The sequence below is a fragment of the Acidovorax sp. 56 genome (assembly GCF_002749705.1).
Classification (GTDB): domain Bacteria; phylum Pseudomonadota; class Gammaproteobacteria; order Burkholderiales; family Burkholderiaceae_C; genus Acidovorax.
On the sequence record NZ_PEEV01000001.1, the window covers coordinates 4,940,840 to 4,965,195 of the forward strand.

24 protein-coding genes are annotated in these 24,356 nt (G+C 64.1%); 12 read left to right on the forward strand and 12 right to left on the reverse strand.

Annotation, left to right across the window (positions count from 1 at the left end):
* Nucleotides 1-50: 50 nt before the first annotated feature.
* Nucleotides 51-1,181: a bifunctional riboflavin kinase/FMN adenylyltransferase gene (locus tag CLU88_RS22015; RefSeq protein WP_099658431.1), complete on the reverse strand. Its 1,131-nt coding sequence runs from the start codon at nucleotides 1,179-1,181 to the stop codon at nucleotides 51-53.
* A gap of 236 nt (nucleotides 1,182-1,417) precedes the next feature.
* Here CLU88_RS22015 and CLU88_RS22020 point away from each other — a divergent pair, with 236 nt between their 5' ends.
* Complete coding sequence (locus CLU88_RS22020) at nucleotides 1,418-1,975, forward strand: HNH endonuclease (RefSeq protein WP_099658432.1); 558 nt, start codon at nucleotides 1,418-1,420, stop codon at nucleotides 1,973-1,975.
* A gap of 88 nt (nucleotides 1,976-2,063) precedes the next feature.
* Entirely contained in the window at nucleotides 2,064-3,005 is a 942-nt protein-coding gene (locus CLU88_RS22025; protein ID WP_099658433.1) for a bestrophin family protein, read from the forward strand.
* A 116-nt stretch (nucleotides 3,006-3,121) separates the two neighbouring features.
* On the opposite strand, the gene CLU88_RS22030 is transcribed toward CLU88_RS22025, so the two are convergent.
* Together CLU88_RS22030 and CLU88_RS22035 are read right to left on the reverse strand one after the other, a co-directional pair.
* A complete protein-coding gene (locus CLU88_RS22030; protein ID WP_099658434.1) occupies nucleotides 3,122-4,441 on the reverse strand; it encodes a tetratricopeptide repeat protein in 1,320 nt (439 codons plus the stop codon).
* A 102-nt stretch (nucleotides 4,442-4,543) separates the two neighbouring features.
* Nucleotides 4,544-5,389 carry a sensor histidine kinase KdpD gene (locus tag CLU88_RS22035; protein ID WP_099658435.1) on the reverse strand — a complete coding sequence of 282 codons (846 nt, stop codon included), beginning with the start codon at nucleotides 5,387-5,389 and terminating at the stop codon, nucleotides 4,544-4,546.
* Nucleotides 5,390-5,400: 11 nt separating this feature from the next.
* Here CLU88_RS22035 and CLU88_RS22045 point away from each other — a divergent pair, with 11 nt between their 5' ends.
* Nucleotides 5,401-6,354, forward strand: coding sequence for an IPTL-CTERM sorting domain-containing protein (locus tag CLU88_RS22045; RefSeq protein ID WP_143226068.1), 954 nt, complete (start codon nucleotides 5,401-5,403; stop codon nucleotides 6,352-6,354).
* A 242-nt stretch (nucleotides 6,355-6,596) separates the two neighbouring features.
* Nucleotides 6,597-7,082, forward strand: coding sequence for a DUF3617 family protein (locus CLU88_RS22050; protein ID WP_255410680.1), 486 nt, complete (start codon nucleotides 6,597-6,599; stop codon nucleotides 7,080-7,082).
* 136 nt (nucleotides 7,083-7,218) lie between these two features.
* Here the strand turns inward: CLU88_RS22050 and CLU88_RS22055 are convergent, their stop codons facing one another.
* The 3 genes from CLU88_RS22055 to CLU88_RS22065 all read right to left on the reverse strand — a co-directional run bounded on the left by CLU88_RS22055 (nucleotide 7,219) and on the right by CLU88_RS22065 (nucleotide 10,314).
* Nucleotides 7,219-8,334 carry an acyl-CoA dehydrogenase family protein gene (locus tag CLU88_RS22055; protein WP_099658439.1) on the reverse strand — a complete coding sequence of 372 codons (1,116 nt, stop codon included), beginning with the start codon at nucleotides 8,332-8,334 and terminating at the stop codon, nucleotides 7,219-7,221.
* Between the two features lie 24 nt (nucleotides 8,335-8,358).
* Nucleotides 8,359-9,540 (reverse strand): acyl-CoA dehydrogenase family protein, encoded by a 1,182-nt coding sequence (locus CLU88_RS22060; protein WP_099658440.1) that lies wholly within the window; start codon nucleotides 9,538-9,540, stop codon nucleotides 8,359-8,361.
* 78 nt (nucleotides 9,541-9,618) lie between these two features.
* Complete coding sequence (locus tag CLU88_RS22065) at nucleotides 9,619-10,314, reverse strand: YceH family protein (protein ID WP_099659076.1); 696 nt, start codon at nucleotides 10,312-10,314, stop codon at nucleotides 9,619-9,621.
* Nucleotides 10,315-10,335: 21 nt separating this feature from the next.
* Here CLU88_RS22065 and purN point away from each other — a divergent pair, with 21 nt between their 5' ends.
* The gene (gene purN, locus CLU88_RS22070) at nucleotides 10,336-10,926 is read left to right on the forward strand and encodes a phosphoribosylglycinamide formyltransferase (protein WP_099658441.1); all 591 of its coding nucleotides are present in this window, start codon (nucleotides 10,336-10,338) and stop codon (nucleotides 10,924-10,926) included.
* Nucleotides 10,927-11,123: 197 nt separating this feature from the next.
* Here the strand turns inward: purN and xopAW are convergent, their stop codons facing one another.
* Complete coding sequence (gene xopAW, locus CLU88_RS22075; protein ID WP_099658442.1) at nucleotides 11,124-12,194, reverse strand: XopAW family type III secretion system calcium-binding effector; 1,071 nt, start codon at nucleotides 12,192-12,194, stop codon at nucleotides 11,124-11,126.
* 372 nt (nucleotides 12,195-12,566) lie between these two features.
* Here xopAW and CLU88_RS22080 point away from each other — a divergent pair, with 372 nt between their 5' ends.
* Together CLU88_RS22080 and CLU88_RS22085 are read left to right on the forward strand one after the other, a co-directional pair.
* Nucleotides 12,567-13,295, forward strand: coding sequence for a response regulator (locus CLU88_RS22080; protein WP_099658443.1), 729 nt, complete (start codon nucleotides 12,567-12,569; stop codon nucleotides 13,293-13,295).
* The gene (locus CLU88_RS22085; protein WP_099658444.1) at nucleotides 13,283-14,509 is read left to right on the forward strand and encodes an ATP-binding protein; all 1,227 of its coding nucleotides are present in this window, start codon (nucleotides 13,283-13,285) and stop codon (nucleotides 14,507-14,509) included. The genes CLU88_RS22080 and CLU88_RS22085 overlap by 13 nt, the downstream gene beginning before the upstream one ends.
* A 103-nt stretch (nucleotides 14,510-14,612) precedes the next feature.
* Here the strand turns inward: CLU88_RS22085 and CLU88_RS22090 are convergent, their stop codons facing one another.
* On the reverse strand, nucleotides 14,613-14,876 hold the full coding sequence (locus CLU88_RS22090) for a DUF1653 domain-containing protein (RefSeq protein WP_099658445.1): 264 nt from the start codon (nucleotides 14,874-14,876) through the stop codon (nucleotides 14,613-14,615).
* An 89-nt stretch (nucleotides 14,877-14,965) separates the two neighbouring features.
* On the opposite strand from CLU88_RS22090, the gene CLU88_RS22095 reads away from it, so the two are divergent.
* From CLU88_RS22095 to CLU88_RS22105, 3 genes are all read left to right on the forward strand, one after another.
* Nucleotides 14,966-16,822, forward strand: coding sequence for a M48 family metallopeptidase (locus CLU88_RS22095; protein ID WP_099658446.1), 1,857 nt, complete (start codon nucleotides 14,966-14,968; stop codon nucleotides 16,820-16,822).
* Nucleotides 16,823-16,903: 81 nt separating this feature from the next.
* Nucleotides 16,904-18,178 (forward strand): RsmB/NOP family class I SAM-dependent RNA methyltransferase, encoded by a 1,275-nt coding sequence (locus CLU88_RS22100; protein ID WP_099658447.1) that lies wholly within the window; start codon nucleotides 16,904-16,906, stop codon nucleotides 18,176-18,178.
* Between the two features lie 152 nt (nucleotides 18,179-18,330).
* Nucleotides 18,331-19,545 (forward strand): fatty acid desaturase, encoded by a 1,215-nt coding sequence (locus CLU88_RS22105; RefSeq protein WP_099658448.1) that lies wholly within the window; start codon nucleotides 18,331-18,333, stop codon nucleotides 19,543-19,545.
* Here the strand turns inward: CLU88_RS22105 and CLU88_RS22920 are convergent.
* Complete coding sequence (locus tag CLU88_RS22920) at nucleotides 19,519-19,929, reverse strand: hypothetical protein (protein WP_143226069.1); 411 nt, start codon at nucleotides 19,927-19,929, stop codon at nucleotides 19,519-19,521. The genes CLU88_RS22105 and CLU88_RS22920 overlap by 27 nt on opposite strands.
* 220 nt (nucleotides 19,930-20,149) lie before the next feature.
* On the opposite strand from CLU88_RS22920, the gene CLU88_RS22110 reads away from it, so the two are divergent.
* Nucleotides 20,150-21,670 carry a PLP-dependent aminotransferase family protein gene (locus CLU88_RS22110; protein WP_099658449.1) on the forward strand — a complete coding sequence of 507 codons (1,521 nt, stop codon included), beginning with the start codon at nucleotides 20,150-20,152 and terminating at the stop codon, nucleotides 21,668-21,670.
* Nucleotides 21,671-21,787: 117 nt separating this feature from the next.
* On the opposite strand, the gene rpmG is transcribed toward CLU88_RS22110, so the two are convergent.
* The 3 genes from rpmG to trxB form a co-directional block, all read right to left on the reverse strand.
* Nucleotides 21,788-21,958 (reverse strand): 50S ribosomal protein L33, encoded by a 171-nt coding sequence (gene rpmG / locus CLU88_RS22115; protein ID WP_008904999.1) that lies wholly within the window; start codon nucleotides 21,956-21,958, stop codon nucleotides 21,788-21,790.
* A gap of 11 nt (nucleotides 21,959-21,969) precedes the next feature.
* Nucleotides 21,970-22,203, reverse strand: coding sequence for a 50S ribosomal protein L28 (gene rpmB, locus CLU88_RS22120; protein ID WP_005797187.1), 234 nt, complete (start codon nucleotides 22,201-22,203; stop codon nucleotides 21,970-21,972).
* A 185-nt stretch (nucleotides 22,204-22,388) separates the two neighbouring features.
* On the reverse strand, nucleotides 22,389-23,342 hold the full coding sequence (gene trxB, locus CLU88_RS22125) for a thioredoxin-disulfide reductase (protein ID WP_099658450.1): 954 nt from the start codon (nucleotides 23,340-23,342) through the stop codon (nucleotides 22,389-22,391).
* A gap of 272 nt (nucleotides 23,343-23,614) precedes the next feature.
* Between trxB and CLU88_RS22130 the strand changes: the two genes are divergently transcribed.
* Nucleotides 23,615-24,292, forward strand: coding sequence for a Crp/Fnr family transcriptional regulator (locus tag CLU88_RS22130; protein WP_099658451.1), 678 nt, complete (start codon nucleotides 23,615-23,617; stop codon nucleotides 24,290-24,292).
* The last annotated feature ends 64 nt before the right edge of the window (nucleotides 24,293-24,356 follow it).

Genomic DNA, 24,356 nt, shown 5'->3' on the forward strand with positions numbered 1-24,356 from the left:
AAAGACAGAGGTGGGCCTGCAATCCGCAGGCGCTGCGCGCAGGCAGCCCTCTAAATTCGGTCGCGCGTGGTCTGGCGACGGGTTTCGGTGTGCGAGGGGGCTTGGGCCGAGGCAAAGTACGCTCGCGCATCGGCGCAGTCTTTCGCAATGCCCTTCGTCAAGGCATCGAGACCGTCGTACTTGAGCTCGTCGTGCAGTTTGTGCAGAAGTTCCACCCGGATGATTTTACCGTACGCCCCCTCGGGCCCCAGGGTGGAGGGCCAGTCCAGGCAATGGGTTTCCAGCAGCACCCGGCCGCCGTTGACGTCGCTCGGGTCCAGTGAGGGGCGCACGCCCAGGTTGGCCACTCCGGGCAAGGGCGAGGCTCCCAGGCCGTGTACCAGCACGGCAAAGATGCCGCTGGCGGCAGGCTTCCAATGGGCAAAGCGCAGGTTCAGGGTGCGAAACCCGTCCTGTGCCCCCTGCGCGCTGGCACCCAGCTCACGGCCCAGCTTGCGGCCGTGCACCACATGGCCTGAGATGGTGTAGGGCCGCCCCAGCAGGGTGGCTGCGGCCTCCATGTCGCCTTGCGCCAGGGCATGGCGTACGGCAGAGCTGGAAACGCGCAGGCCGGGGCCGCCGCCGGGCCGCCCCAAGGCGGGCCCAGCCCCCTCGGGGGGCAACGACGACACGAAGTGCGGAGTGTGGGGGTAAGAAACCTCGTAGCTGTTCATGCGGGCCACGTCAAAGCCCTGGGCCTGGCCTGCCGCATCCAGCATGGCGTAGTCGCCCGCGCGCTGGGCGCCAAAGCGAAAATCGTCGCCCACCAGCGCATAGCGCACCCCCAGGCCTTGCACCAGCACCTCGTCGATGAATGCCTGTGGAGTTTGCGCGGCCAGGCGTGCGCTGAATGGCAGCACCACCACCTGCTGCACGCCACAGCGCTCCAGCTCGGTCAGCTTGTCGCGCAGGGTGCCGATGCGGGCCGGGGCCAGCTCGGGCTTGTGCAGCGCACCGGCAAAGTAATCACGGGGGTGCGGCTCAAAGGTCAGCACGCAACTCTCCACCCCTCGGTGGGCGGCTTCGTTGTTCAGCAGCGCCAGCATGGCCTGGTGGCCACGGTGCACGCCGTCGAAATTACCGATGGTCAACGCGCACGCGCGGGCGATGCCGGGGTGGTGAAATCCGCGAAAAATCTTCATCGGTTTGTTATCTTTTTGATAGCAGCTAGCGCTCACAGATCAAGCGCAAGACGCCAATTTGTCATGAAAACGGAGTATATTGTGACCGAGGCTTCTTCTTGTGACACTTTGCCCCACGCACGAGCGTAACTGGGCGGGGCTGGCGTGCAAGAGGGCCTGAATGGCGCCGACCCAGGGCCATCCCGAGACATCCGAGTTCCGAATCCTTGTGTACCCAGAGTTCCAGGAGGCGTGTTTTGAAGGTCTTGAAGCTGTCAGCCCAAGGGCTGCCCCAATCGTGGATTACGCTGGAGCAAGCGGTCATTCATTACGCTGCGGGTGAAGTGCGCTGGGAGTCCGGCGCGCAGATCGCGCGTTTTCGAGGTGGGCACAACGCTGTAACGGGCGAGCAGTCGGTGATTGCTGTGAACAGCATCATCGGCACTAAGGGCGTGCCACGCATCAATCCGTTTGACCTCAAACCAGGCCTGACCAACAGCAAGCTGTTTGCGCGCGATCGGAATGTCTGTGCCTATTGCGGCGGGCATTTTCATGAGGAAGAACTCACCCGCGAGCACATCGTACCCTTTGCCCACCATGGGCAGGACCACTGGATGAATGTGGTCACGGCCTGCCGCGCCTGCAACCACCGCAAAGGCCCACGCACCCCCGAGCAGGCCCACATGCCTTTGCTTTACACCCCCTACGTGCCTAGCCTGTGGGAGGATTTCATCCTGCGTAACCGCCGTATCTTGGTGGACCAGATGGAGTTTTTGATGGCGCATGTGCCCAAGTCGTCGCGGTTGTCGGCTTAGCGCGCTCGGCACAGCGCCTGGGCGGTGTTGCAGTCTGGTCGGGTAATGGGTTTGTGAAAAAATAAGGGTTTTCCCTTGATTTGATCCCATGATTGTTCGCGATCGGCCTTCCGGGCTGCGGTTGTTTCTGCTGCTGCGGGGCTCGATCCTTCAGCGCATTCGCTGGACGCTGCTGTTCAACACCCTGTTGGCCACCGTGGTCACCTTGGCCCACGGTAGCCTTTTCACGTTCAAGATCACCCTGACGCCGATTCCCTTCACGCTGATGGGTTTGCCGCTGGCCATCTTTTTGGGCTTCAGAAACACCACGGCCTACGACCGCTACTGGGAAGGGCGCAAGCTGTGGGGGGACCTGGTGCTGCGCACGCGCAACCTGTCCCGACAGTGCCTGAGCCTGATTGAACTGAATCAGCCCGTGGACCCATTGGATCGCGCGGGCGATGTGCGCGTGCGCATGGTGCACCGCGCCATTGCCTTTGTGCATGCGTTGCGTCTGCATTTGCGTGCGCAAAGCGATGACGCGCTGCTGCAGCGCTGGTTGCCTGCCGAAGACTGGCCGCGTGTGGCGCAGTCGTCGCAGCGCCCTGATGCCATCATGCAGGGCATGGGGCAGGACTTGGCGCTGTGCCTGCGTGAGCGGCGCATCGACCCCTGCCTTGCCGCAGGCATTGACGCCACCCTGTCGGCCATGACGGCTTCGGCAGCCTCTTGCGAACGCATTCGCAATACCCCGGTCCCTTTCTCGTACACGTTGCTGCTGCACCGCACGGCTTATCTGTATTGCTTCTTGCTGCCCTTTGGCTTGGTGGACACCACAGGCTTCATGACGCCGTTTGTGGTGGCCATCGTGGCTTACACCTTCTTTGGGCTGGATGCACTGGGCGATGAGATCGAAGAGCCCTTTGGCCTGGAGAGCAACGACTTGCCTTTGGACACGCTGTGTCGGGCCATTGAAATCAACCTGCGCGAAGCGCTGGGCGAGCGCGACTTGCCCGCGCCTTTGCTGCCGGTGGATTACCTGCTGACTTGAGTGGGGCACGCACAGGCCTGTCTTTGCCCGTTGCTGCGTAAAAAGCAAAAAGGCCAACCGCATGCGGTTGGCCTTTTGTTTCGAGAAGATCCCTGCTGGAGCGCAGGGTCAGGGCATCAGGCTGCCGCGGGCTTGTGTGCCGTCACGACAAAACCTTGCACGGGCGTGCCGCCTTCCGTGCGCAGGGTGGTGTCTTCCACGCCCACCTCGTCAAAGCCCGCCGCACGGCACAGCGCCTCTACATGGCTGCGCTTGTGGGTGTAGCGGCCATTGGCCTGCAGCACCAGATCGGGGCCGTTTTCATCGGCGGCTTCGCACGAGAAGATCAGTTGGCCATCGGCGGCCAGCACCCGCAGCGCGTTCGGGATGGCCGTGGTCAGATCGCCCGCGTAGATGAAGACATCCAGCGCCGTGATGACTTGGTACAAACCATCGGGGGTATCGCGCAGTGCATCGTGCAGGTTCACGGTGTGGAAGCGGTCGTACACCTTGTGACGCGCCGCTTGTTCCACCATCTTGGTGGACAGGTCCACCCCGATCATGTATCCGCCATTCAATGGGCCCAGGCACACCCCCAGCAGCCCGGTGCCGCAGCCCAGGTCCAGCAAGTTCAGGTGCTTGTCGGGGTAGCGCGCCACAATCTTTTCTGCCACTTGCTTGGGCAGTTGGTACTTGAGGCCACGCACCATGTGCCCGTCGTACACGTCGGCCATGCCATCAAACAGGTGGCGCATCAGTGCAGGAGGTTGCTGGCTGGGCACCTGGCCCTGGGCCAGTTGGGCGTAATACTGGTACACCTCGTCTTGCGGCGCCAGCGCCAGCAGGGCTTGGGTATCTGGCAGAGCGTCTGCCGCCTTGCCGCAGGCCAGCAGCGTCTGCACGCGGCCCACCAGGGATTCATGGTCGCTGGGGTTTTCGGCAATCAGGCCCGCCCACAGGGCCAGCGCTTCTTCAAATTGGCTTTGCTCGGTCAAATCGCGTGCGAGCAGGCGGCGCAGCATCACATCGTTGGGCACCAACTCCAGACCACGGCGCAGGTGGCGAATGGCCATGTCGGTGTGGCCCGCACGATGGGCGATGTCCACCACACCGGCCAGTACTTGCAGGTTCTTGGGCTCCAGGGCCACCACTTTTTCCGCCGTTTCCACGGCATCCTTGAACTGGTTCTGGCGGGCATGCAGCAGTGCCAGTTCCAACAGGCCTGGTGCCCAGTCTGGCGAGAGCGAAACGGATTTGCGCAGGGCCTCAAATGCCCCCTTGATATTGCCGGATTTCTCTGCCATCAGGCCGCCCAGCATGAAGACCCGAGGGTCTTGGGGCCATTGCTTGTTGGCCTTGTTCAGGGTCAGTGCCGCATTCTTGAGATCGCCCTTGGCGATTTGCTCGCGGGCTTTTTGCAGGTGCTTGAGATTGGGGTCGGTCGCGTTAACGCTCATGGGTGCATGGATCGCTGCAAACAGACCGATAGCGGCCTGCCAGGCTTTGCTGCGCCTGTGGATTGGCTGTGAAACCCAGATTATCCAGGATTCATCATGCCGTCACTTGGCAAGGCGCTGTGCGGCAATCGTCAGCCGAAAGCAGGTGCCGTGGCCCAGCCGCGATTCCACATCAATCTCTCCTCCGTGCAGCAGTGCCACGCGGCGTGCTACCCACAACCCCAGGCCAAATCCACGGCTTTGGTCTGTGCGGTCTCCGCGCTCAAACTGGGCAAATATCTTGTTCATGACTTCCAGTGACATGCCCGAACCTTCGTCGGCCACGGAAAACTCCAACAGCCCCGCTTCGTTCTTCCTGGCTGCAATAAAGATTTCTCCAGCCTTGGCGAACTTGACAGCGTTGTCCACCAGATTGGACAGGGCAATGCGCACCAGTGTGCCGTCGCAAATCCACTCGTGGGGAGCGGCATGGGTGAACAGCCTCAGATGGTGTTTGGAAGACCAGCGCACCAGTTGGGCCGCGTGCTCCATGAGGTCTGTGATGTGTACGGGGGAGGGGTGCAGCGTAAAACCTGCCGTGTCCATGCGTTCATTGATCAGGCAGCTGTCGACCAATGAAGTCAGCCGCCTGCAGGCCCGCCGGATCTGCGCTGCCCGCTCAGTCTGGTCTTCCATCGCGGTTGAGGGAAATGCCTGTTGCTCTGCCGCCGCGCTGTCGATGACCGCCAACGGGGTGCGGAACTCATGGCTGATCATGTGGAAAAACTGGCGCTGCTCATGGCGCAAGGTGCGCTCGCTTTGCAGCGCTTCGCTCAGGGCACTCTGCGCGATGGAGAGTTCAGCGGTTCTCACCGCCACCTTGTCCTCCAGCCGGTGCTCAGATTCCGCCAAGCGATCAATCGCGTGGTCTTTGGCTTGGATGCGGTAACGCCACGGGCAGCGGTGCACTCAGTGGTGAATTGGTCGACTTGCCTGTGGGCGCCAGTGTGACTTACACCGTCAACGCGACGGCCGCTGCATCAGGCACAACGTCCACGGTGTTTTCAGTAGCCGCCCCTGCGGGCGTGACGGAGAACTCGTCGGCCAACAATGCGGCAGGCGACACCAACTCCATCGGGGTTTTGCGCCAGTTGACTGTGACCAAAGCGGGCACGGGCACCGGCACGGTTTCCAGCGTTCCTGCGGGCCTGAATTGTGGCGCTTCTTGCGACATGTCGGTGGCCAACGGTGGGCAGGTGATCCTGACGGCCTCGGCCCCCGCTGGCAGCATATTCACGGGCTGGACGGGCGCGTGCACTGGCACCGGCAATCCTTGCACGATCAGCAACATGACCAGCGACCAGTCTGTCCTGGCAACCTTTGCCCTCACTGCCACTGTGACATCGTCTGTTGGCGCCAATGGCACGGCTACGCCGACTGCCCCCCAAGTGGTAGGTCAGGGCGGTACCGTGGTTTACAGCCTGACCCCTTCCGCGGGCTACTACCCAGCCGTGTCGGGCACTTGTCCTGGCAATCTGGTGGGCAATATCTACACAGTGGGCCCCGTGACAGGTGATTGCACCGTGCGGTTTGACTTTTCTGATATCACCGTGACGGCGACATCGGGTGCCAATGGCTCCATGTCCCCCACTGGCGTGACGGGCGTGGTTGCGGGCAATCGCGCGGTGTACACGCTGGCTCCTGCTGCTGGTTTCATTGCCAGGATTGCCACGGGTGGTACAGCTTGCGGCGGCACGTTGTCGGGTAACACCTTCACGACCAACACCGTCAACGCCAATTGCACGGTGGACGTGACCTTTGTGGCCGCCACGGCCAACAGCATTCCGACCCTGTCCGAGTGGGGGCTCATTCTCATGTCGGCATTGCTGGGCCTGATGGCCTTCATGCACCGCCGTCAACTGGGCGTGCGCTGAACCGTGTGAGCGCTTGCGGCCCTGAGATTGGGTTTGTGCTGTTGCACAGCCCAGCGCCAAGGCCGTGACAAGGCGCTGACAACGGTTTTGTTTGGAACGAACCTTGCAACCCAGGCTTTGCTTGTGCAGAGCATGGGTTTGTCTATTTATGGAGTTGCTCAATGGGTGTGCGATTTTTACGGCCTGACGAGAGCACGAATCCGTCTGGTCATCGGGCTTTGGGGCTTGCACTGGTATTGCTGATGGGCGCAGCCGGGGCCTATGCCGATGCGTTGCCAGTGCGAAAGCCCGGGCTTTGGGAGGTGACCTTGCGCTCAGGTACCCAGTCGGTCATGCGCCAGCAGCAGGTGCAGCAATGTACCGATCGGGCGACCGACCAGGTGAGTTTGATGTCTATCGTTCCGGGGCAAGAGCATTGCCACCAGACACGAGTGAAGAAAACGCGCAATGGCCTGGAAGTCAACACCACCTGCTGGGTGCACGACAACAGGGTAGAGGCCCAAATACGCCTTCTGGGCGATTTCCAAAAGACTTACGAGGGGCAGTTTGAAGTGAAGTACTCCAAACCAGTGCGCTTCAACCCGGGGCTGACGCACTTCACTGCGCGTTGGCTGGGTGAGTGCAAGCCTGGACAACGTCCTGCCGACATGGTGCTGCCCAATGGCGTCACGGTGAACGTGGTTGACGACCTGAAAGCCCACCAGGGGCACGATGGCCACAACCATTGACGTTGCGTTTTTTGGAGAGGGGCTTCCGTGCATTTCCTCCCGCCATGGGCACCGAAATCACTCTGTGAATGCCCATGCAAAAAGCCCGCAGGCTTTGGGCCTGCGGGCTTTTTGATTGAAGCCACAAAAATGCAACTCAGGCAAACACCCCCGCCGTGTCCTGCATGCGGGCCGAGACCTCGCCCAGGTGGTGCAGCGTGTCGCCGAACGTCATCTCCAGCTGCGTGAGCTTCTTGAAGTAGTGGCTGCCGATGTACTCATCCGTCACGCCGATCCCGCCGTGCAGTTGCACCGACTGCTGCCCCACGAAGCGCATCGACTGGCCCAGTTGCACTTTGGCGCGCGCCATGGCGGCGCGGCGTTCGGCCGCAGGGGCGCCGAGCTTTAGGCTGGCGTAGTAGCTCATCGAGCGGGCCAGCTCCAGCTGCATCTTCATGTCGGCCACGCGGTGCCGCAGCGCCTGGAAGCTGGAAATGAACACGCCGAACTGCTTGCGCTGGTTCATGTATTCGACGGTGATGGCCACGGTCTTGTCCATCACACCCACGGCTTCGGCGCAGGCGGCGGCGATGCCGGTGTCCACGGCCAGTTCCAGCGCAGCCAGGCCGTCGGTGGTGATGAGCGTGGCGGGGGCGTTGGCCAGGTGCACCTCGGCGGCGCGGCTGCCGTCTTGCGTGACGTAACCCTGCGTGGTCACGCCGCTCGCAGTGCGTTCGACCAGGAAGAGGGCGATCTTTCCGTCCAACTGCGCAGGCACGATGAAGGCGTCCGCCTTGTCACCCGCAGGCACTACGCTTTTGATAGCTGTTACCGCATATCCTGATTGCGCTTTTGCTGCTTTTGCTTCACAAACATCCAGGCGGTAGCGCGCCTTGCGCTCCTGTTGGGCCAGCACCACCAGGGCTTCGCCACTGGCCACGCGGGGCAGCCAGGCTCCTTGCACGTCGGCGGGAGCGTAGTGCGACAGCACGCTGCTGGCGATGAAGGCCTGGGCGATGGGCTCCAGCACGATGCCACGGCCCAGTTCTTCGGCCACTACCATCGCGTCGATGGCGCCCTGGCCCATGCCGTCGTGCGCTTCGGGCACGGTGAGGGCCGTGAGGCCCAGCTCGGCCAGTTCGTTCCAGGCGGTGCGGTCAAAACCGCCGGCGGCCACGGCAGCGCGACGGCGCTCAAAGGTGTAGCCCTTGTCCACCCACTTGCGCACGGCGTCGCGCAGTTGTTCCTGGTCGTCAGAAAAATCGAAATCCATGTTCTTGTCTCCTGGAACTTGGGATCAGCCGAGGACGGTCTGAGCCACGATGTTGCGCTGCACTTCGTTGGAGCCACCATAGATGGTGGTCTTGCGCAGGTTGAAGTAGGTGGATGCCAGCGGCGCGTTGGCGGTGACGCCGCCGGGGAAGTTGCCCTGCCAGCCGGCTTCCATGGCCTCTTCGATGAAGGGCATGGCAAAGGGGCCTGCGGCCAGCATCATGAGCTCGGCGTAGCGCTGCTGGATCTCGCTGCCCTTGATCTTGAGCAGGCCCGCGATGTCGAGCGAGTTCTTGCCGGACTTCTCGGCCGACAGTACGCGCAGCACCAGCATTTCCAGTGCAACGATGTCGACTTCGAGCAGGGCGATCTGGTCGCGGAAGCGCAGGTCGTCCCACACGCCTTCGGTCTTGGCGATGCGCTTGAGGCGCTCCAGCTCGCGCTTGCTGCGGTTCACGTCGGCGATGTTGGTGCGCTCGTGGCTCAGCAGGTGCTTGGCGTAGGTCCAGCCCTTGTTCTCCTCGCCGATCAGGTTCTCGGCGGGCACTTCGACGTTGTCGAAGAACACTTCGTTCACTTCGCACTCGCCGTCCAGCAGCTTGATGGGGCGCACGGTAACGCCCTTGGACTTCATGTCCAGCAGCAGGAAGGAGATGCCGGTCTGGGGCTTGCCCTCGGTGCTGGTGCGCACCAGGTTGAACATCCAGTCGCCGTGCTGGCCCAGCGTGGTCCAGGTCTTCTGGCCGTTGACGATGTATTTGTCGCCCACACGCTCGGCGCGGGTCTTGACGCTGGCCAGGTCCGAGCCCGAGCCAGGTTCGCTATAGCCCTGGCTCCACCACACTTCGCCGCTGGCGATGCCGGGCAAAAAGCGCTTTTGCTGCTCGGCATTGCCAAACGCCATGATCACCGGGGCCACCATCACGGGGCCGAAGGGGATGATGCGGGGCGCACCGGCCAGCGCACATTCTTCTTCAAACAGGTGTTTTTGCACGGCCGTCCAGCCCGGGCCGCCAAACTCTTTGGGCCAGCCAAAACCGAGCCAGCCTTTTTTGCCCAGGATCTTGGCCCAACCCTGCATGTCTGCACGGGTCAGGCGCAGGGCGTTGTGCACCTTGTGGGAAATTTCCTGGGGTAGGTTGGCGTGAACCCATGCGCGAACTTCATCGCGGAAGGCCTGTTCTTCGGGGGTGAATGCGAGATCCATGCGGCTTGTCTCCTGAGAAGTTTTGTTTTTAGCATGGGCGTTCGTTTTATTCCTGTCCGGGTGGCGACATGGGCGGTGTTATGGGGCTAAGTCGCGCAGGCCAAGTTCGTCGCACAGCCGGCGCACGGTGGCCTGCAGGCCTGCCACTTCCGCTTCCAGAGCCTGCACGCGGGCTTGCAGTGCGGGGGCAGGGGTGTCCAGTGGGGGCATAGGGTGGCCGCTGTAGGGCTGCTGGCTGGTGTCCACCGGCCCGCACAGCAGGTGCGCCCAGCGCGGTTCGCGGGCGCCAGGGGCGCGGGGCAGCAGCACGACCAGCGGGCCGCCTTTTTCTTCGCTGCGGTTTTGCAATTCGTCCAAAAACGCTTCCACCGAGGAGATGTCGGCAAACCGGTGCCAGCGCTCGGCGTTGATGCGCAGTTCGCCTGCCGTCTGGGGGCCGCGCAGCATCAGCAGGCCGAGCAACGCGGCCGACTGGTCGGGCACGCCCACGCCGCGCTGAAAGTTGTGCTCCCAGCGCGTGGTGCGGTTGCCGCTGGTCTCAAACACCAGTGTGAGCAGCTTCAGCGCATCCAGTGCCTCTTGCGCCTGGGCGTCGGTGAGTTGCATCACCGGGTCGCGGCTGGATTTTTGGTTGCAGCCGGTGACCAGGCCGTTGAGTGACATGGGGTAGCTGTCCGGCACCGTGCGGGCCTTCTCCATCAAGGTGGCGAGCACGCGGGCCTCGTTGGGGGTGAGGGGGCGGGCGGCGGGGCTGTAGGCAGTGGGTGTGTGCATGGCAGGGATAATCAGGGGCAAATGAAGAACATTGTGATTTTGATCTCCGGCGGTGGCTCCAACATGGCGGCCATCGTCAAAACCGCACAACAAGAACAGTGGGCGCAGCGCTATGGTGCGCGCGTGGCAGCGGTGGTGAGCAACAAGGCCGACGCCCAGGGTTTGGTGTTTGCCCGCGAGCAGGGCATTGCCACTGCCGTGCTGGACCACAAGGGCTTTGCCAGCCGCGAGGCGTTTGATGCCGAGCTGGCCGCTGTGATCGATACGCACCAGCCCGCGCTGGTGGTGCTGGCGGGCTTTATGCGGATTTTGACGCCCGGCTTTGTCGCGCATTACGCGGGGCGTCTGGTCAATATCCATCCTTCGCTGTTGCCCGCCTTCACGGGCTTGCACACCCACCAGCGCGCCATCGATGCAGGCTGCAGGTTTGCAGGGGTGACGGTGCACCAGGTGACGGCCGAGCTGGACGTGGGCCCCATCCTGGACCAGGCGGTGGTGCCGGTGCTGCCGGGCGACACCGCCGAGACGCTGGCGGCCCGGGTGCTGACGCAGGAACATGTGATCTACCCCCGCGCCGTGCGAGCACTGGTGCAGAAGCTGTCTGCGGCTTGATTTGCTATTAAAATGATAGCTGCTAGCGCTTTTGGATAGTGCGCTAGCGGCTGTTTTGATAGGAAGGCTCCGACGCGCGCGGCTCGTCAACTGACGGGCGGCACTCGCACCGCACGGCCAGAACCTGGGTGGGCCAACCGCCCCCTGCGTCAGGGCTGCGGTGGCGTCAACTTGGGCGGGAGTGGCTTGCGACGGCCTCAGGCCACGGCGCTCAAGGCCTCGGTGCTGTTGCGGTTGCCAAAGTCATTGGCAGCTTGCTCATAGCGGCGCCGGGCCAGGTCGGCCAGCCGCGCCAGGTCGCCGCGCTGGCTGCTGTCCTTGCTGGCCGAGGATTGCGAGTCGCTGCTGCTGCTTGTGCTGCTGGTCAGGCTGCTACTGGCTGCAGCGGCCGACGCAAACTGGCTGCTCAACTGATCGATGAAGGTTTTGGATTCGCTCTCGCTGATGGTCTTGTCGCCGTCGGTGTCTATCGCGCTGAACAAGGCCGTGACGGCATCTTGCTCGGTCGTCGATGTGGCCCCGGCCAGGCGTTCGGTGAGCGACACCACACCATCTTCGTTGGTGTCCAGCGGGTCGTAGGTGGTGGTTTCGCTGGTGCTGCCTGCGCCACCCGCTCCACCTGGGCCTCCCGGGCCACCAGCTCCGCGCGGGCCACTGGCGCCACCAGCACCGCCAGGTGGCATGCCACTGGCCTGCGCCCCGTCGCCCGAGGGCCGCCCGGCATCAAACTCCGCCTGCGTCAGGCTGCCGTCGCTGTCCGTGTCCAGCGCGGCAAAGGCATCGTCGCTGCTCACGCCCGTCTGGCTGGCGGTGCCGCCCGACATGGCTTCCAGCAACGCCTGCAGCTCGGTCTTGCTCACGGCACCGTCGCCATCGCTGTCCACCTTGCCAAACAGGTCGTCGCCCGCTTCGCCGGTGGCTGCCGATGTGCTGTCGGTGCCATCAGCGATGTTGCGCGACTGGGCAAAGTCCATGGTGGACCGGGCGGGCATGATGCTTTCCATCGTCTTGCCCAGCTCGTCGGCATTGAGGTTGCCGTCGCCGTTGGCGTCGTACTGGGTGAGCAGGTCTGCGGCACTGGTGTCGCTGGTGGTGCCGGTCTTCTTGGCCACCTTGTCCAGCAAGCCTTGCAGCTCGGTGCTGTCCACGCCGCCACTGCCGTCGGCATCTATTTTTGACAGCAGCCGCTCCGGCGAGGGCCCGGGGCGGCTGGCCCGCTGGGCACTGGCACTGGACCAGGCACTGCTGACGCTACTGATGGTCGTCATCGTCGTTCCTTTCGTTCCAAGGGTGGTGGCAACGCTGGGCCTGTCTGTGGCGCGCGTTGGGGCCAACACGCGCGGGGGATCGATTCATCGTTGCCTTCTGGGCCCTCTCCCTCTGCCCACACCCCGTGGGGCAGCGCAGAAGGTCCTCGGGGCCGCAGAACCTGTGGTGGCCGGTGAGGGCGCTGGCAGGTCGATACAGCCTGAATCCATTGTTGGTGGGGCGTGTCAATGGTGTTTGTCCGGTTTGTACCAAGGTCGATACAAAGCGCGGTTTCATGCGCTGAATTGGGGGGTAAAACCCCGCCAGTTCTGCGCAAGCCCGTGGCTGGGGGGTGCCTAAACTTGGCGGGTCTTTTAGCCCTGCCCCTGCCCATGCAAACCATTTTGGTGGTGGACGACGATGTCGAGATCACCACCCTGCTGACCGAGTACCTGGCCCGCTTTGGCTACACCACGCTGGCGGCGGGCGATGCAGCGGCCATGCGGGCGCAGCTGGCCGCCCACTCGGTCGATCTGGTGGTGCTGGACGTGATGCTGCCCGGCACCGACGGCATCACCCTGGCGCGCGAGCTGCGCCAGCGCTCACGCGTGCCCATCATCATGCTCACTGCCCGGGCAGACCCCTACGACCGCGTGCTGGGCCTGGAGATGGGGGCTGACGACTACATGGCCAAGCCGTTTGAGCCGCGCGAGCTGGTGGCCCGCATCCAGACCGTGATGCGCCGGCTGGCCCACGAGGGCCAGCTGGCCAGCCAAGGGCCCGACGAAGTAGTGCGCTTTGACGGCTGGGAGTTGCACTGCGTGGAGCGCCACCTGCGCTCGCCGCAGGGCGTGGTGGTGCCGCTGTCCAACGCCGAATTCCGCCTGCTGTGCACCTTCTTGCGCATGCCACGGCGCATCTTCAGCCGCGACCAGCTCATGGAGCAGGCCCGGGGCCGCGCCATGGATGCGTTTGAGCGCAGCATCGATCTGCTGGTCTCGCGCCTGCGCACCAAGCTGGCGGACGACCCGCGCTCGCCCTCCATGATCCGCACCGTGCGGGGCGCGGGCTACCTCTTTCATGTGCACACCCTGCAAGGGCAGGTGGGATGGCTGCGCTGACACTGCCCGGCGGCCGCGCGTGGGCGCGCTCTGCGGTGGCCTGGTGGTTGCCCTCCACGCTGTTTGGGCGCCTGGCGGTTCTGCTCATCGTGGCCGTGTTGGCCAGCCATGTGCTGGCGCTGTCTTTGATGTGGGAGTTGCGGCCCGCGCCGCCGCACCACGGTGGGCCAGGGGGTGAAGGCCCACCGCGTGCCTGGGCTGACCGCAGTGCCCCGGCAGCGGCAGGGGCGGTGCCTGCGCCCGCCCCGCCAATGCCCCCAGCCGCTGAGCCGAGCGGCCGTGGCGGGCCAGGCCCGCGCCCCGGCCCCCCCAGCTTGAGGCAGGTGCTCGATGCACCCTTGTCGCTGCAATTGGGATTGCTGCTGGATATTTGTGTGCGCCTGGCCGTGCTGATCGCTGCGGCCTGGTGGGCCGCCCGCTGGCTGGCCCAGCCCATCCACCGCCTGGCCAGCGCCGCGCAAGAGCTGGGCCGCAACCTGGACCGCCCCCCGCTGCCCGAAGACGGGCCTGCCGAGTGCCGCGACGCCAGCCGCGTCTTCAACCAGATGCAAGAGCGCCTGCGCCAGCAACTGGCCGACCGCGACGGCTTTGTGGCTGCCGTATCGCACGACCTGCGCACGCCGCTCACCCGCCTGCGCCTGCGCGCCGAAAACCTGGCCGACCCGCAAGACCAGCAGCGCTTTGGCCGCGATATTGCCGAGATGGACGCCATGATCACCGCCACGCTCGACTACCTGCGCGGCGTGGCCCATGCCGAGCCCGTGGCGCTGGTGGATGTGGCGGCGCTGGTGCACAGCCTGGCCGATGACCACCAGGACATGGGCCACGACGTGACGGTGCAGGGCCATGCCGCCCCTTTGCCCGTGCAGGCCGGTGCGCTGCGCCGGTGTCTGGACAACCTGGTGGGCAATGCCGTGCGCTACGGTGGCGCTGCGGAGTTGGCATTGCATGACGGACCCGAGCAACTGCGCATCACCGTGCGCGACCATGGCCCCGGCCTGCCCGAGGCCGAGCTGGCCCGCGTGATGGCTCCGTTTTACCGGGTCGAGGCCTCACGCAACCGCGACAGCGGCGGGGTGGGGCTGGGCCTCACCATTGCGCAAGACATTGCACGCCGCCACGGCGGGCAACTGCGCTTGAGCAATGCGCCAGAGGGCGGCTTGCTGGCCGAGGTGCTGCTGCCGCGTTCACCCGGTGCGGCCCCCGGCGGGTAGGGCAGGGGCTGCGCTGGTCGCCTGTGTTTTGGCGTGGTTTGAAGTAAAAATAGCTGCTAGCGCTTATTGGATAAGCGCTAGCAGCTATATATTTAATAGCAATCTAGTCCGCAACCTCTTCGCCCTTGGCCGGGTCTTGGCATTTCTCAAACCGCTGGCGCAGCACCCCGTCAATCTCCACCTGCTCGGCAAACATGGCGGCCGGGCGCACCCACAGCCCGTGTTCCCCATACAGCGCGCGGTACACCGTCATGGGCTCTAGCGTCTCGCTGTGGCGGGCGGTGCCCACCACCTCGTACATCAGGCCCTTGTAGTGGCGGTACAGGCCGACGGGCGTGGGGGTGAGTGCAGGGAGTTTTTCGTTCATGGTTACTATGGCGGGTTGTACCGGGCTGCTGGGCCGTCATGGCCGCGCCGCACGGTACATCCAAAAAACAAAATGGGAGGGGTTGACCTGTGGAATGGGCAGACTTTGTGCACCTGGTGCGCACCAGCGAGCAAGACAGCGCTGAAAACAGCGGCGCTTACCGGCGCAGCGTAGCCGCTTTTGCCGCCTTGGGCTACGCCTGGGTTCTGGGCTGCTTTGCCCTGGCCTTGGTCTTGGTGGCCTGGGTGGTTCAGCAACTGTTGTTTGGACGCTTTCGCCTGGGGCTGGTGTTGCTGCTGCTGGCGGCGGGCAGCCTGTTGTGGTTCAGCCTGCGTGCGCTGTGGCTGCGCATCACCCCGCCCGAGGGTGAGGAAATCACGGCCACCGATGCGCCGGAGCTGTTCGATGCGCTGGAGCGCATCCGCCGCAAGATCAAGGGCCCACCCATCCACCATGTGCTGCTGAGCGACGACTTCAACGCCAGCATCCAGCAGATACCGCGCTACGGCCTGTTTGGCGGTGGGGTCAACTACCTGGTCATCGGGCTGCCTCTGCTGATGGCGCTGGACCGCACCCGCTTTTTGGCGGTGCTGGGCCACGAATATGGCCACCTGCGTGGCGACCACGGCCAGTTTGGCGCCTGGATTTACCGCACCCGCTGGTCATGGATGCAGCTCAACAAAAGCCTGGGTGACGACGAGGGCCTGGCCGGAGCGGCCACACAGGCCTTCTTGCGCTGGTACTTCCCGCGCTTTGCCGCCAAAACCTTTGCCCTGGCGCGCCAGGATGAATACGAAGCCGACAACGTGGCCGGGCGCCTGTCGGGCCGCGAGACCATGGCGGCTGCGCTGATCGAGGTGGAAATCCGGGGCCATTGGCTGCAGACCGAGTTTTGGCGCGACCACTGGTGCACCGCTGCGGCCAACCCGCTGCCCGTGGGGCCTTTCCGTGGGCTGCGCCGCCTGATGGCCGACGCGCCCGAGGCGGCCTTCGCCAACGATGCGCTGCGCCAGGCGCTCAAGCGCATCAGCAACCTGGACGACACCCACCCAGGCTTGCGCGACCGACTGGAGGCCCTGGACGTGGCGGGCACCTTGCCCGACTGGTCGCGCGGCAGCGCCCTGGCCCTGCTGGGCAAGGACGAAGCCAAGCGCTGGATTGCCCACTTCGACAAACAATGGTGCGCCGCCAACGCATCGGACTGGAAGCAGCACCACGCCTGGTTGCAGCGCGTGCGCGCCAGGGCCGAGGCCTTGCAGGCCGGTATGGCCCAGGCCAGCGCCGCCGATTTGGTGGAGCTGGCCCGCCTGCGCAAGCACCTGGACCCTCGCGCCGAAGTGCGCCCCTTGTACGAACTGGCACTGGAGCGCAGCGCCGAGCACCCCGGCGCCCTGCGTGGCCTGGCCCAGTGCCTGCCCGATGGCGACCGCGCCGCCAAGCTGGCCTGCCTGCATCGCCTGTGGGACGCGGGCAGTAACGACCGCTGGTGGGCTGCCCGCACGGCGTTGGCCGAGCTGGAAACCCCCCGCATCGGCTACGACCATGACGCCGCCGCCTTCAAGCAGTGGCGCAAGCGACTGGAGCGTGCCCAGGAGTCTGAAGAACGTGCCTGGGAGGAGTTGAGCAACGCCTCGTACTTCAGCCACATTGCCCGCAACGATCTCAGCGAGTTCGAGCTGGGCGAATTCCAGGCCGAACTGGCCCGCTGCGCGCCCGTGGCCTGCGCCTGGCTGGTGCGCAAGAACCTGCGCGAGCACCCACAGCGCCGGGCCTATCTGCTGTTTGTGGAGCTGCCCGGCATGGACGACGAAGACCGCTACGACCTGTGCCGCTGGCTGGAGCGCACCCTGAGCTTGCCCGGCCCCTTGCTGGTGCTGTGGGCGGGCGAGTCACCCACGCTCAAGGAGATCAAGCGCTCGGCGTTTGACCCGGTGTTTTCGCGCTGAGGGCGCGGGCGGCGCTGTGCAGCTTGCCCGCAGAGGTCATTGCGCAGGGGCAAGCCACGCCCATAGTGGGACAATCGGGGGATGCATCCCAAAGTCCTTCTCGACGCCTGTGCCGAATTGGTTCGGCTCACCCTCACTTTTGAACACCCGGCTGACGCCGTGGTGTCCCGCTACTTTCGTGACAACCGCGGGCTGGGCCCGCGCGAGCGCGCCACGCTGGCCGAAACGGTTTACAACGTGCTGCGCAAAAAGCTCTTGTTCGACCACCTGGCCCCCTCGGGCTCGGGTTCCAAAGAGCGCCGGCTGGCCATCCTGGGCTTTCACGGCCCGCGCGATTTTCTGAAAAGCGCGCTCACCGACCAGGAAAAGAACTGGCTGGAGCAGTGCGACACCGTCAGCCCTGACGACCTGATGGAGCGCCACCGCCACAACCTGCCTGAGTGGCTGGTGCAGCCCCTCAAAGACCAGTTGGGCAACGATTTTTGGCCCCTGGCCGAAAGCATGGCCCAGAACGCGCCGCTGGACTTGCGCGTCAACGTTTTGAAAGAAAAACGGGCCGATTTGCAGAAGGAACTTGCGCAAGCAGCTATTAAATCTGTAGCAACACCTTACTCCCCCTGGGGCTTGCGCATCGAGGGCAAGCCCGCGTTGACCAAGCTGGACGCCTTCACCCGGGGTGCCATTGAGGTGCAGGACGAAGGCTCGCAGCTGCTGGCGCTGCTGCTGGACGCCAAGCGTGGCGAGATGGTGGTGGACTTCTGCGCCGGTGCCGGTGGCAAGACCCTGGCGATTGGCGCCACCATGCGCAGTACCGGCCGGTTGTACGCGTTTGATGTGTCGGCCCACCGGCTTGATGCCCTCAAGCCCCGCATGGCCCGCAGTGGCCTGTCCAACGTCCACCCCGCAGCCATCGCGCACGAGCGTGACGAGCGCGTGAAGCGCCTGGCCGGCAAGATCGACCGGGTGCTGGTGGATGCTCCCTGCTCGGGCCTGGGCACCTTGCGCCGCAACCCTGACCTCAAGTGGCGCCAGTCTGCCAAGGCCGTGCAAGAGTTGGTGGCAAAGCAAACCGCCATCCTGGACAGCGCCGCCCGCCTGCTCAAGCCCGGTGGCCGCTTGGTGTACGCCACCTGCAGCATCCTGCCGCAAGAGAACGAAGCCATTGCCGAGGCCTTCAGCGCGGCGCACCCCGATTTCATCCCGCTGGATGTGGGTGAAACCCTGGCCCAGCTCAAGGTGGCGCAGGCTGCCAGCCTGTGCAGCGGTGGCGAAACGGGCAGCGCCTATCTGCGCCTGTGGCCCCACCGCCACCAGACCGACGGGTTCTTTGCCGCTGTGTGGACGCGCAAAGACTGAGCTTGGCGCCACCTCGGGCTGCCCGCTTTGCGCGGCCCGGGCGTCAACCTGTGGTGAACCCTGAACCACAAAAAGTAACGCGGTTCTAAAATGAAATCGGCCCTTCGCCTGTCGGCGGGGCCGCGTCTGCGTGTGAAAAGGCTGGAAAAGATATGTTGTTACCCGACTGGGCTGTACTGAACGCCGCCATCGACTGGCTGGGCCACGGCCTGTGGGACTTGGCCTGGTGGCAAATCGTGCTCTACACCTTGCTCACCACCCACATCACGATTGCGGCGGTGACCATCTTCTTGCACCGTGCTCAGGCCCATCGGGCGCTGGACCTGCATGCTATCCCCTCGCACTTTTTCCGCTTCTGGCTGTGGGTGGGCACGGGCATGCAGACCAAGGAATGGGTGGCCATCCACCGCAAGCACCACGCCAAGTGCGAAACGCCGGACGACCCGCACAGCCCGCAGACGCGGGGGCTGGACACCGTGATGTGGCGCGGTGCCGAGCTGTACCGCGCTGAGGCCAATAACCCCGAGACCCTGCAGAAGTTTGGCCACGGCACACCCAACGACTGGGTGGAGCGCAACGTGTACAGCCGCTTTGGCTGGCAGGGCGTGGGCCTCATGCTGATTCTGAACCTGGCCTTGTTTGGTGCTGCAGGTGCTGCGGTGTGGGCGGTGCAGATGGTCTGGATTCCGTTCTGGGCGGCAGGTGTCGTCAATGGTGTGGGGCACTTCTGGGGCTACCGCAACTTTGAGGCGCAAGACGCCAGCACCAACCTCTCGCCCTGGGGCATCCTGATTGGCGGGGAAGAGCTGCACAACAACCACCACACCTACCCCACGGCGGCCAAGTTCTCGGTCAAGCCGTTCGAGTTCGACATTGGCTGGCTGTACATCAGCCTCATGCAAAAGGTGGGTTGGGCCACCGTGAAGAAGGTGCCACCCAAGCTGCAGCTGGGCGCCATCAAACCCGTGGCCGATGAGAAGACGCTGGAAGCCTTGATTGCCAACCGCTACGAAGTGATGGCTGGCTATGCGCGTGGCGTGCGCCAGGCCTGCAAGGAGGAAATGGTCGCGCTCAAGGCGCGCCATGGGGATGTGTCGGTGCTCAAGGCCGCCAAGCGCTGGCTGCACCGTGATGCCGAGAAGGTGCCCGCCCTGGCCTTGCCGCAACTGGCCCAGGTGCGCGCAGCCTACCCGGCGCTCGACAAGATGGTCACCATGCGGGAGGAGCTGCGCCAGCTGTGGCTTAACACCACCCAGTCGCGCGAGCAGCTCACGGCTGATTTGCAGGCCTGGTGCCGCCGTGCAGAGGAAAGCGGCATCGCCGCGCTGCGCGACTTTTCGCTACGCCTGCGTTCTGCCCAGGCTTGATCCAGCGGTGCGCCGGGGCCGTGCGTTGCCCCAGTGTTGAATGCGCTGCCCAACCTGTTGCAGCCATGCGGCCACGCCTGGGGTTGCAGGGGGCTCTGTCCACAGCACCCTTGCAGGAGTGGTGCCTGCGTTGCGCAGGTGCACCCAGGTGGGCATGTCCACCGCGTTGGATGGCAGCATCTCACCTGCTTGCAGAACTTGCCGCCGGGTAGACAGCACTTGGCCGTATACCAGGGGCCCCGTAGCGACTTCTACCGATCCTTGCAGCACCTGCAAGGTGGCGCCGGGTGGCAGACAAGTCAGCTGGTGTTGCCCAGCGCGCAGCGGCAGGATGCAAGAGGGTGACGATGCGCTGAAATCGGCGCGTCTTTGGGGTGGCTGCATGGGGTTCTCTCGATGGCTGGATGAGGGCCTTCAGCGTAAGAAAAACGGTGCAGCGCTGGTAGACACACTACCGGCTTTCATGGAGCAGAACAGTTGCGATAAGCAAGGCGCTGTTATGGTGCTGTTGCTGTGGTTCTGTATCTGTTGTGTCTTCTGGCTTGTGGGCATGATGGGCGGACCCGTTCAGTTCTTTCTCTTTGAACCGGCTCTCACGTTCGCCATGACCCGCTCCGAAAACCGCTCAGATACCCCGCGTTACCGCCAGTTGGCGGCCTTGTACGAGCAGGCGATCGCCTCTGGCAGCTTGCAGCCGGGCATGCGCATGCCCTCGGTGCGTGAGCTGTGTCAGCGCCACCAGGTCAGCTTGACCACGGCGCTGCAGGGGTTGCGCCACCTGGAGGCCCAAGGCTGTGTCGAGGCGCGCGAGCGCGTGGGCTACTTTGTGCGAGCGCCGGGCAGCGCCAGCCTGCCCCGTGCGCGTGAGCCTGAGGTGTGCGAGCCGTTGCCCAGCGACCCCCGCGTGTTTGCGGGCATCAATGAGCGCATCTCCCTGTTTTTGGAAAAAGCCCGGTTGGCCGGGCCGTTGCCCCTGGACCTGGGCAGCGCCATGCCGGCCCCGAGTTTGTTTGACGCTTCGGCGCTGAACCGGTTGGCGCACAGCCTGCTGCGCGAGCAGCCTGACATCCTGGTCTATGGCCCTTCCGCGCCGACCACCCACCCGGAGTTTCAACAGGCCATGGCCCGCCACGCCCTGGGGTTTGGGCTGAGCGTGGCGCCCAGTGACATCAGTGCGACCCTGGGCAATTCAGAGGGGGTGAACCTGGCCTTGGATGCCGTGGCTGAGCCCGGCGATGTGATCGCAGTCGAGTCGCCTACCTTCTTTGGCATCTTGCAGGCCATTGAGGTGCGCGGGCTGCGGGCGCTGGAGATTCCCAGCAGCCCGCACACCGGCATGTCGCTGGAGGCGCTGGAACTGGCCGCGCGCAACGAGCCGCGCCTCAAGGGGGTGGTGGTGGTGCCGCACCTGCAAATGCCCCAAGGCAGCGTGATGCCCGATGCCCACAAGCAGCGCCTGGTGGCGCTGTGCGTGGAGTATGGGCTGGCGTTGGTGGAGGACGACATCTACCGGGAGTTTGTTGAAACCTCGCACCCACTGCGTCCCGTCAAGGCGTGGGACCGGCCTGGGGATGCGGGCCAGGTGATTTACTGCGCGTCGCTCAGCAAGAGCTTTGCCCCCGGGCTGCGCCAGGGCTGGATGAGTGCGGGCCGGTGGCAGGCCCGGGTACAAATGCTCAAGTTTGCCAGCACGCGCAACATGCAGACTTGGTCGCAACTGCTGGCGGCGCGCAGCGTGAATTCGCCCGGCTACGAGCGCCATTTGCGCCGCCTGCGTGCGCAGCTGCGCTTGCAGCGTGAGCAGTCCGCACGGGCCGTGGCGCGCTATTTTCCGCAGGGCACGCGGCTGAGTTTGCCGCCGGGCGGGCTCAGCCTGTGGCTGGAGCTGCCCGTCGGCATTTCGTCTACGCGCCTGTACGACCAGGCTCTGCAGTGCGGCATCCGCATTGCGCCGGGGCCCATGTTCTCCAATACCGGGCGGTATGAGCATTTTTTGCGATTGAGCTGCGGCATGCCTTTCACACCACAGGTGGAAGAGGGCTACCGCACGCTGGGCGAGTTGATGGCACAGCAACTGGGGCAGGGCAGGGGCGTAGACGCGCTGCCTGTGCCCAGAGCTGCCTGAATGTGTGGGTGAGCGGTTGGGCTGTGGGTTATCACGGGCCCACAAGCCATCGACGTAAAAAAACCGCCGAACATTGCTGTTGGGCGGTTTTTGGGAATTTGGCGAAATGCCGCTGAATTACTTCAGCTTCATTTCCTTGTATTCCACATGCTTGCGAGCTTTGGGATCAAATTTCATAATCAGCATTTTCTCGGGCATGGTCTTCTTGTTCTTGGTCGTGGTGTAGAAGTGGCCAGTACCCGCAGTGGATTCCAGCTTGATCTTGTCGCGTCCGCCTTTGCTTGCCATGGTGCTTCTCCTTAAGCCTGACCACGTGCACGCAGGTCTGCGAGCACCGAGTCGATACCGTTCTTGTCGATCAAACGCAGGGCAGCGCTCGAAACGCGCAGGCGAACCCAGCGGTTTTCGCTCTCAACCCAGAAACGGCGGTATTGCAGGTTCGGCAGGAACCGGCGCTTGGTTTTGTTGTTGGCGTGGGAAACGTTGTTCCCGACCATGGGCTTCTTGCCCGTTACGTCGCAGACGCGTGCCATGAGGACACTCCGATAACTTATTAACGGCCATTTGCGGGCGCCCCGGCACAGTGCGCGGGGCTCGCTAGCGGCCTCACCTCGCCAGAAAGGGTGGCGGTAACCCGATTGCAGAATCTGAAGATCCACCGAGTTGGCGGGCAGGATTCAGCAAAGCCGCAGATTATAGCCTGCGGCCTTCTTTTTGATCAAGCCCCTTGTTCCAGGAAGCGCTGCGCGTCCAGTGCGGCCATGCAACCCGTGCCAGCGCTGGTGATGGCCTGGCGATACACGTGGTCTTGCACGTCGCCTGCGGCAAACACGCCGGGCACGCTGGTCTGCGTGGCAAAGCCCTTGAGGCCGCCTTGCGTGACGATGTAGCCGTTGTCCATTTCCAGCTGGCCCTGGAAGATTTCTGTGTTGGGGGCATGGCCAATGGCGATGAAGCAGCCCTTGAGTTCGATGTCCTGGGTGCTGCCGTCTTGCGTGCTCTTGATGCGGATGCCGGTCACGCCGGTGTTGTCGCCGAGCACTTCGTCCAAGGTGTGGAACACCTTCAGCTCGATCTTGCCGGCCGCCACTTTCTCATTGAGCTTGTCCACCAGGATGGGCTCGGCCTTGAATTTGTCGCGGCGGTGCACCAGGGTGACCTTGCGGGCGATGTTCGACAGGTACAGCGCCTCTTCCACGGCCGTGTTGCCGCCACCCACCACGCAAACGTCTTGCTCGCGGTAGAAGAAACCGTCGCAGGTGGCACAGCCCGAGACGCCCCGGCCCATGAAGGCTTCTTCAGACGGCAGGCCCAGGTACTTGGCCGATGCACCGGTGGCCAGGATCAGCGCGTCACAGGTGTAGGTGCCGCTGTCGCCTGTCAGTGTGAAGGGGCGCTTGCTGAAATCGACCTTGTTGATGTGGTCGAAAATGATCTGGGTCTTGAAGCGCTCCGCGTGCTCCAGAAAGCGCTGCATCAGGTCGGGGCCTTGCACGCCGTGCACATCGGCGGGCCAGTTGTCCACTTCGGTGGTCGTCATCAGCTGCCCGCCTTGGGCCATGCCGGTGATGAGCACGGGGTTCAGGTTGGCACGTGCCGCATAGACGGCAGCGGTGTAGCCTGCAGGGCCAGAGCCAAGGATCAGAACTTTCGCGTGTTGGGTGGTGGACATGGTACAAGCCTGTGTTTTGCGCGCCGACCGGTAGAGTGGCGCTGTTGGAGAATGGGGTAGGGTTGCCAAGTATCCGCTGGGCGGAGGCTTTCAAGGGCAGCCCGTTTTCAATCACGGCGATTGTAAGAACCCATCAAAAACCTGTAGAACTTACGCAAATCTGGCGGTAGCCCCCTGCAGTGCCTGTGGGCCTGGGCCGCGTTGTTTTGTGTAAGCCATGACCTGTTGCGGCGCCAGTGGAGCCGCGTCCTTTGTTGAGGAGAAGTCTTTCCATGTCGACGATGTTGTCCAATCTGGACCTGCTGCGCCGGGTACCTTTGTTTTCGCTGTTGACGGTGGCCCAAGCCGAGGTCATCAGCGGAGCTGTGACCAAGCGCCGATTCAAGCGAGGCGAGGCGCTGGTGGAGCAGGGGCAAAAGTCCAATGCCCTGTCCATCTTGCTCACAGGGCGCGCGCGCGTGGTGTCGGCAGACAGCCGGGGCCGCGAGGTGATTCTGGCCACGCTGGGCCCGGGGGACTACATCGGCGAGATGAGCATCATCGACAACGAACCCCACTCGGCCACGGTGCGCGCCGAGGTGCAAACCGACGTGCTGCTGCTGGGCCGCGCAGACTTTGCCCGCTGCCTGTCAGAGAACGCGTCCATGTCTTTGGTCGTGATGCGCGGTCTGGTCAAGCGCTTGCGCCATGCCGATCGAAAAATTGAGTCACTAGCGTTACTGGATGTGTATGGCCGCGTGGCCCATGCGCTGCTGGATTTTGCGGTGGAGGATGCGCAGGGGCAGTGGGTGATCCGCGAGAAGATCTCTCGCCAGGATTTGGCCAAGATGGTGGGGGCTTCGCGCGAGATGGTGAGCCGTGTGATGAAGGACCTGGAAGAGCGCGCCTTCATCCAGACCCAACCCAACGGGTCGACCTTGCTCAAGGAGCGTCTCAACGCCCTGAGTTGAGGGGCCGGGCCCGCTGGCGCGGGCCTCGACCCCAGCTGCCCATGGGGTAAGCTTGCCCGGCACG

What these genes read in the sequence shown, in the direction of transcription:
- CLU88_RS22015 (WP_099658431.1), bottom strand. Translation starts at nt 1,181, where the DNA reads ATGAAGATTTTTCGCGGATTTCACCACCCCGGCATCGCCCGCGCGTGC.
- CLU88_RS22025 (WP_099658433.1), top strand. Translation starts at nt 2,064, where the DNA reads ATGATTGTTCGCGATCGGCCTTCCGGGCTGCGGTTGTTTCTGCTGCTG.
- CLU88_RS22030 (WP_099658434.1), bottom strand. Translation starts at nt 4,441, where the DNA reads ATGAGCGTTAACGCGACCGACCCCAATCTCAAGCACCTGCAAAAAGCC.
- CLU88_RS22050 (WP_255410680.1), top strand. Translation starts at nt 6,597, where the DNA reads ATGGGCGCAGCCGGGGCCTATGCCGATGCGTTGCCAGTGCGAAAGCCC.
- CLU88_RS22055 (WP_099658439.1), bottom strand. Translation starts at nt 8,334, where the DNA reads ATGGATTTCGATTTTTCTGACGACCAGGAACAACTGCGCGACGCCGTG.
- CLU88_RS22060 (WP_099658440.1), bottom strand. Translation starts at nt 9,540, where the DNA reads ATGGATCTCGCATTCACCCCCGAAGAACAGGCCTTCCGCGATGAAGTT.
- CLU88_RS22065 (WP_099659076.1), bottom strand. Translation starts at nt 10,314, where the DNA reads ATGCACACACCCACTGCCTACAGCCCCGCCGCCCGCCCCCTCACCCCC.
- purN (WP_099658441.1), top strand. Translation starts at nt 10,336, where the DNA reads ATGAAGAACATTGTGATTTTGATCTCCGGCGGTGGCTCCAACATGGCG.
- xopAW (WP_099658442.1), bottom strand. Translation starts at nt 12,194, where the DNA reads ATGACGACCATCAGTAGCGTCAGCAGTGCCTGGTCCAGTGCCAGTGCC.
- CLU88_RS22080 (WP_099658443.1), top strand. Translation starts at nt 12,567, where the DNA reads ATGCAAACCATTTTGGTGGTGGACGACGATGTCGAGATCACCACCCTG.
- CLU88_RS22085 (WP_099658444.1), top strand. Translation starts at nt 13,283, where the DNA reads ATGGCTGCGCTGACACTGCCCGGCGGCCGCGCGTGGGCGCGCTCTGCG.
- CLU88_RS22090 (WP_099658445.1), bottom strand. Translation starts at nt 14,876, where the DNA reads ATGAACGAAAAACTCCCTGCACTCACCCCCACGCCCGTCGGCCTGTAC.
- CLU88_RS22100 (WP_099658447.1), top strand. Translation starts at nt 16,904, where the DNA reads ATGCATCCCAAAGTCCTTCTCGACGCCTGTGCCGAATTGGTTCGGCTC.
- CLU88_RS22105 (WP_099658448.1), top strand. Translation starts at nt 18,331, where the DNA reads ATGTTGTTACCCGACTGGGCTGTACTGAACGCCGCCATCGACTGGCTG.
- CLU88_RS22920 (WP_143226069.1), bottom strand. Translation starts at nt 19,929, where the DNA reads ATGCAGCCACCCCAAAGACGCGCCGATTTCAGCGCATCGTCACCCTCT.
- CLU88_RS22110 (WP_099658449.1), top strand. Translation starts at nt 20,150, where the DNA reads ATGACCCGCTCCGAAAACCGCTCAGATACCCCGCGTTACCGCCAGTTG.
- rpmG (WP_008904999.1), bottom strand. Translation starts at nt 21,958, where the DNA reads ATGGCAAGCAAAGGCGGACGCGACAAGATCAAGCTGGAATCCACTGCG.
- rpmB (WP_005797187.1), bottom strand. Translation starts at nt 22,203, where the DNA reads ATGGCACGCGTCTGCGACGTAACGGGCAAGAAGCCCATGGTCGGGAAC.
- trxB (WP_099658450.1), bottom strand. Translation starts at nt 23,342, where the DNA reads ATGTCCACCACCCAACACGCGAAAGTTCTGATCCTTGGCTCTGGCCCT.
- CLU88_RS22130 (WP_099658451.1), top strand. Translation starts at nt 23,615, where the DNA reads ATGTCGACGATGTTGTCCAATCTGGACCTGCTGCGCCGGGTACCTTTG.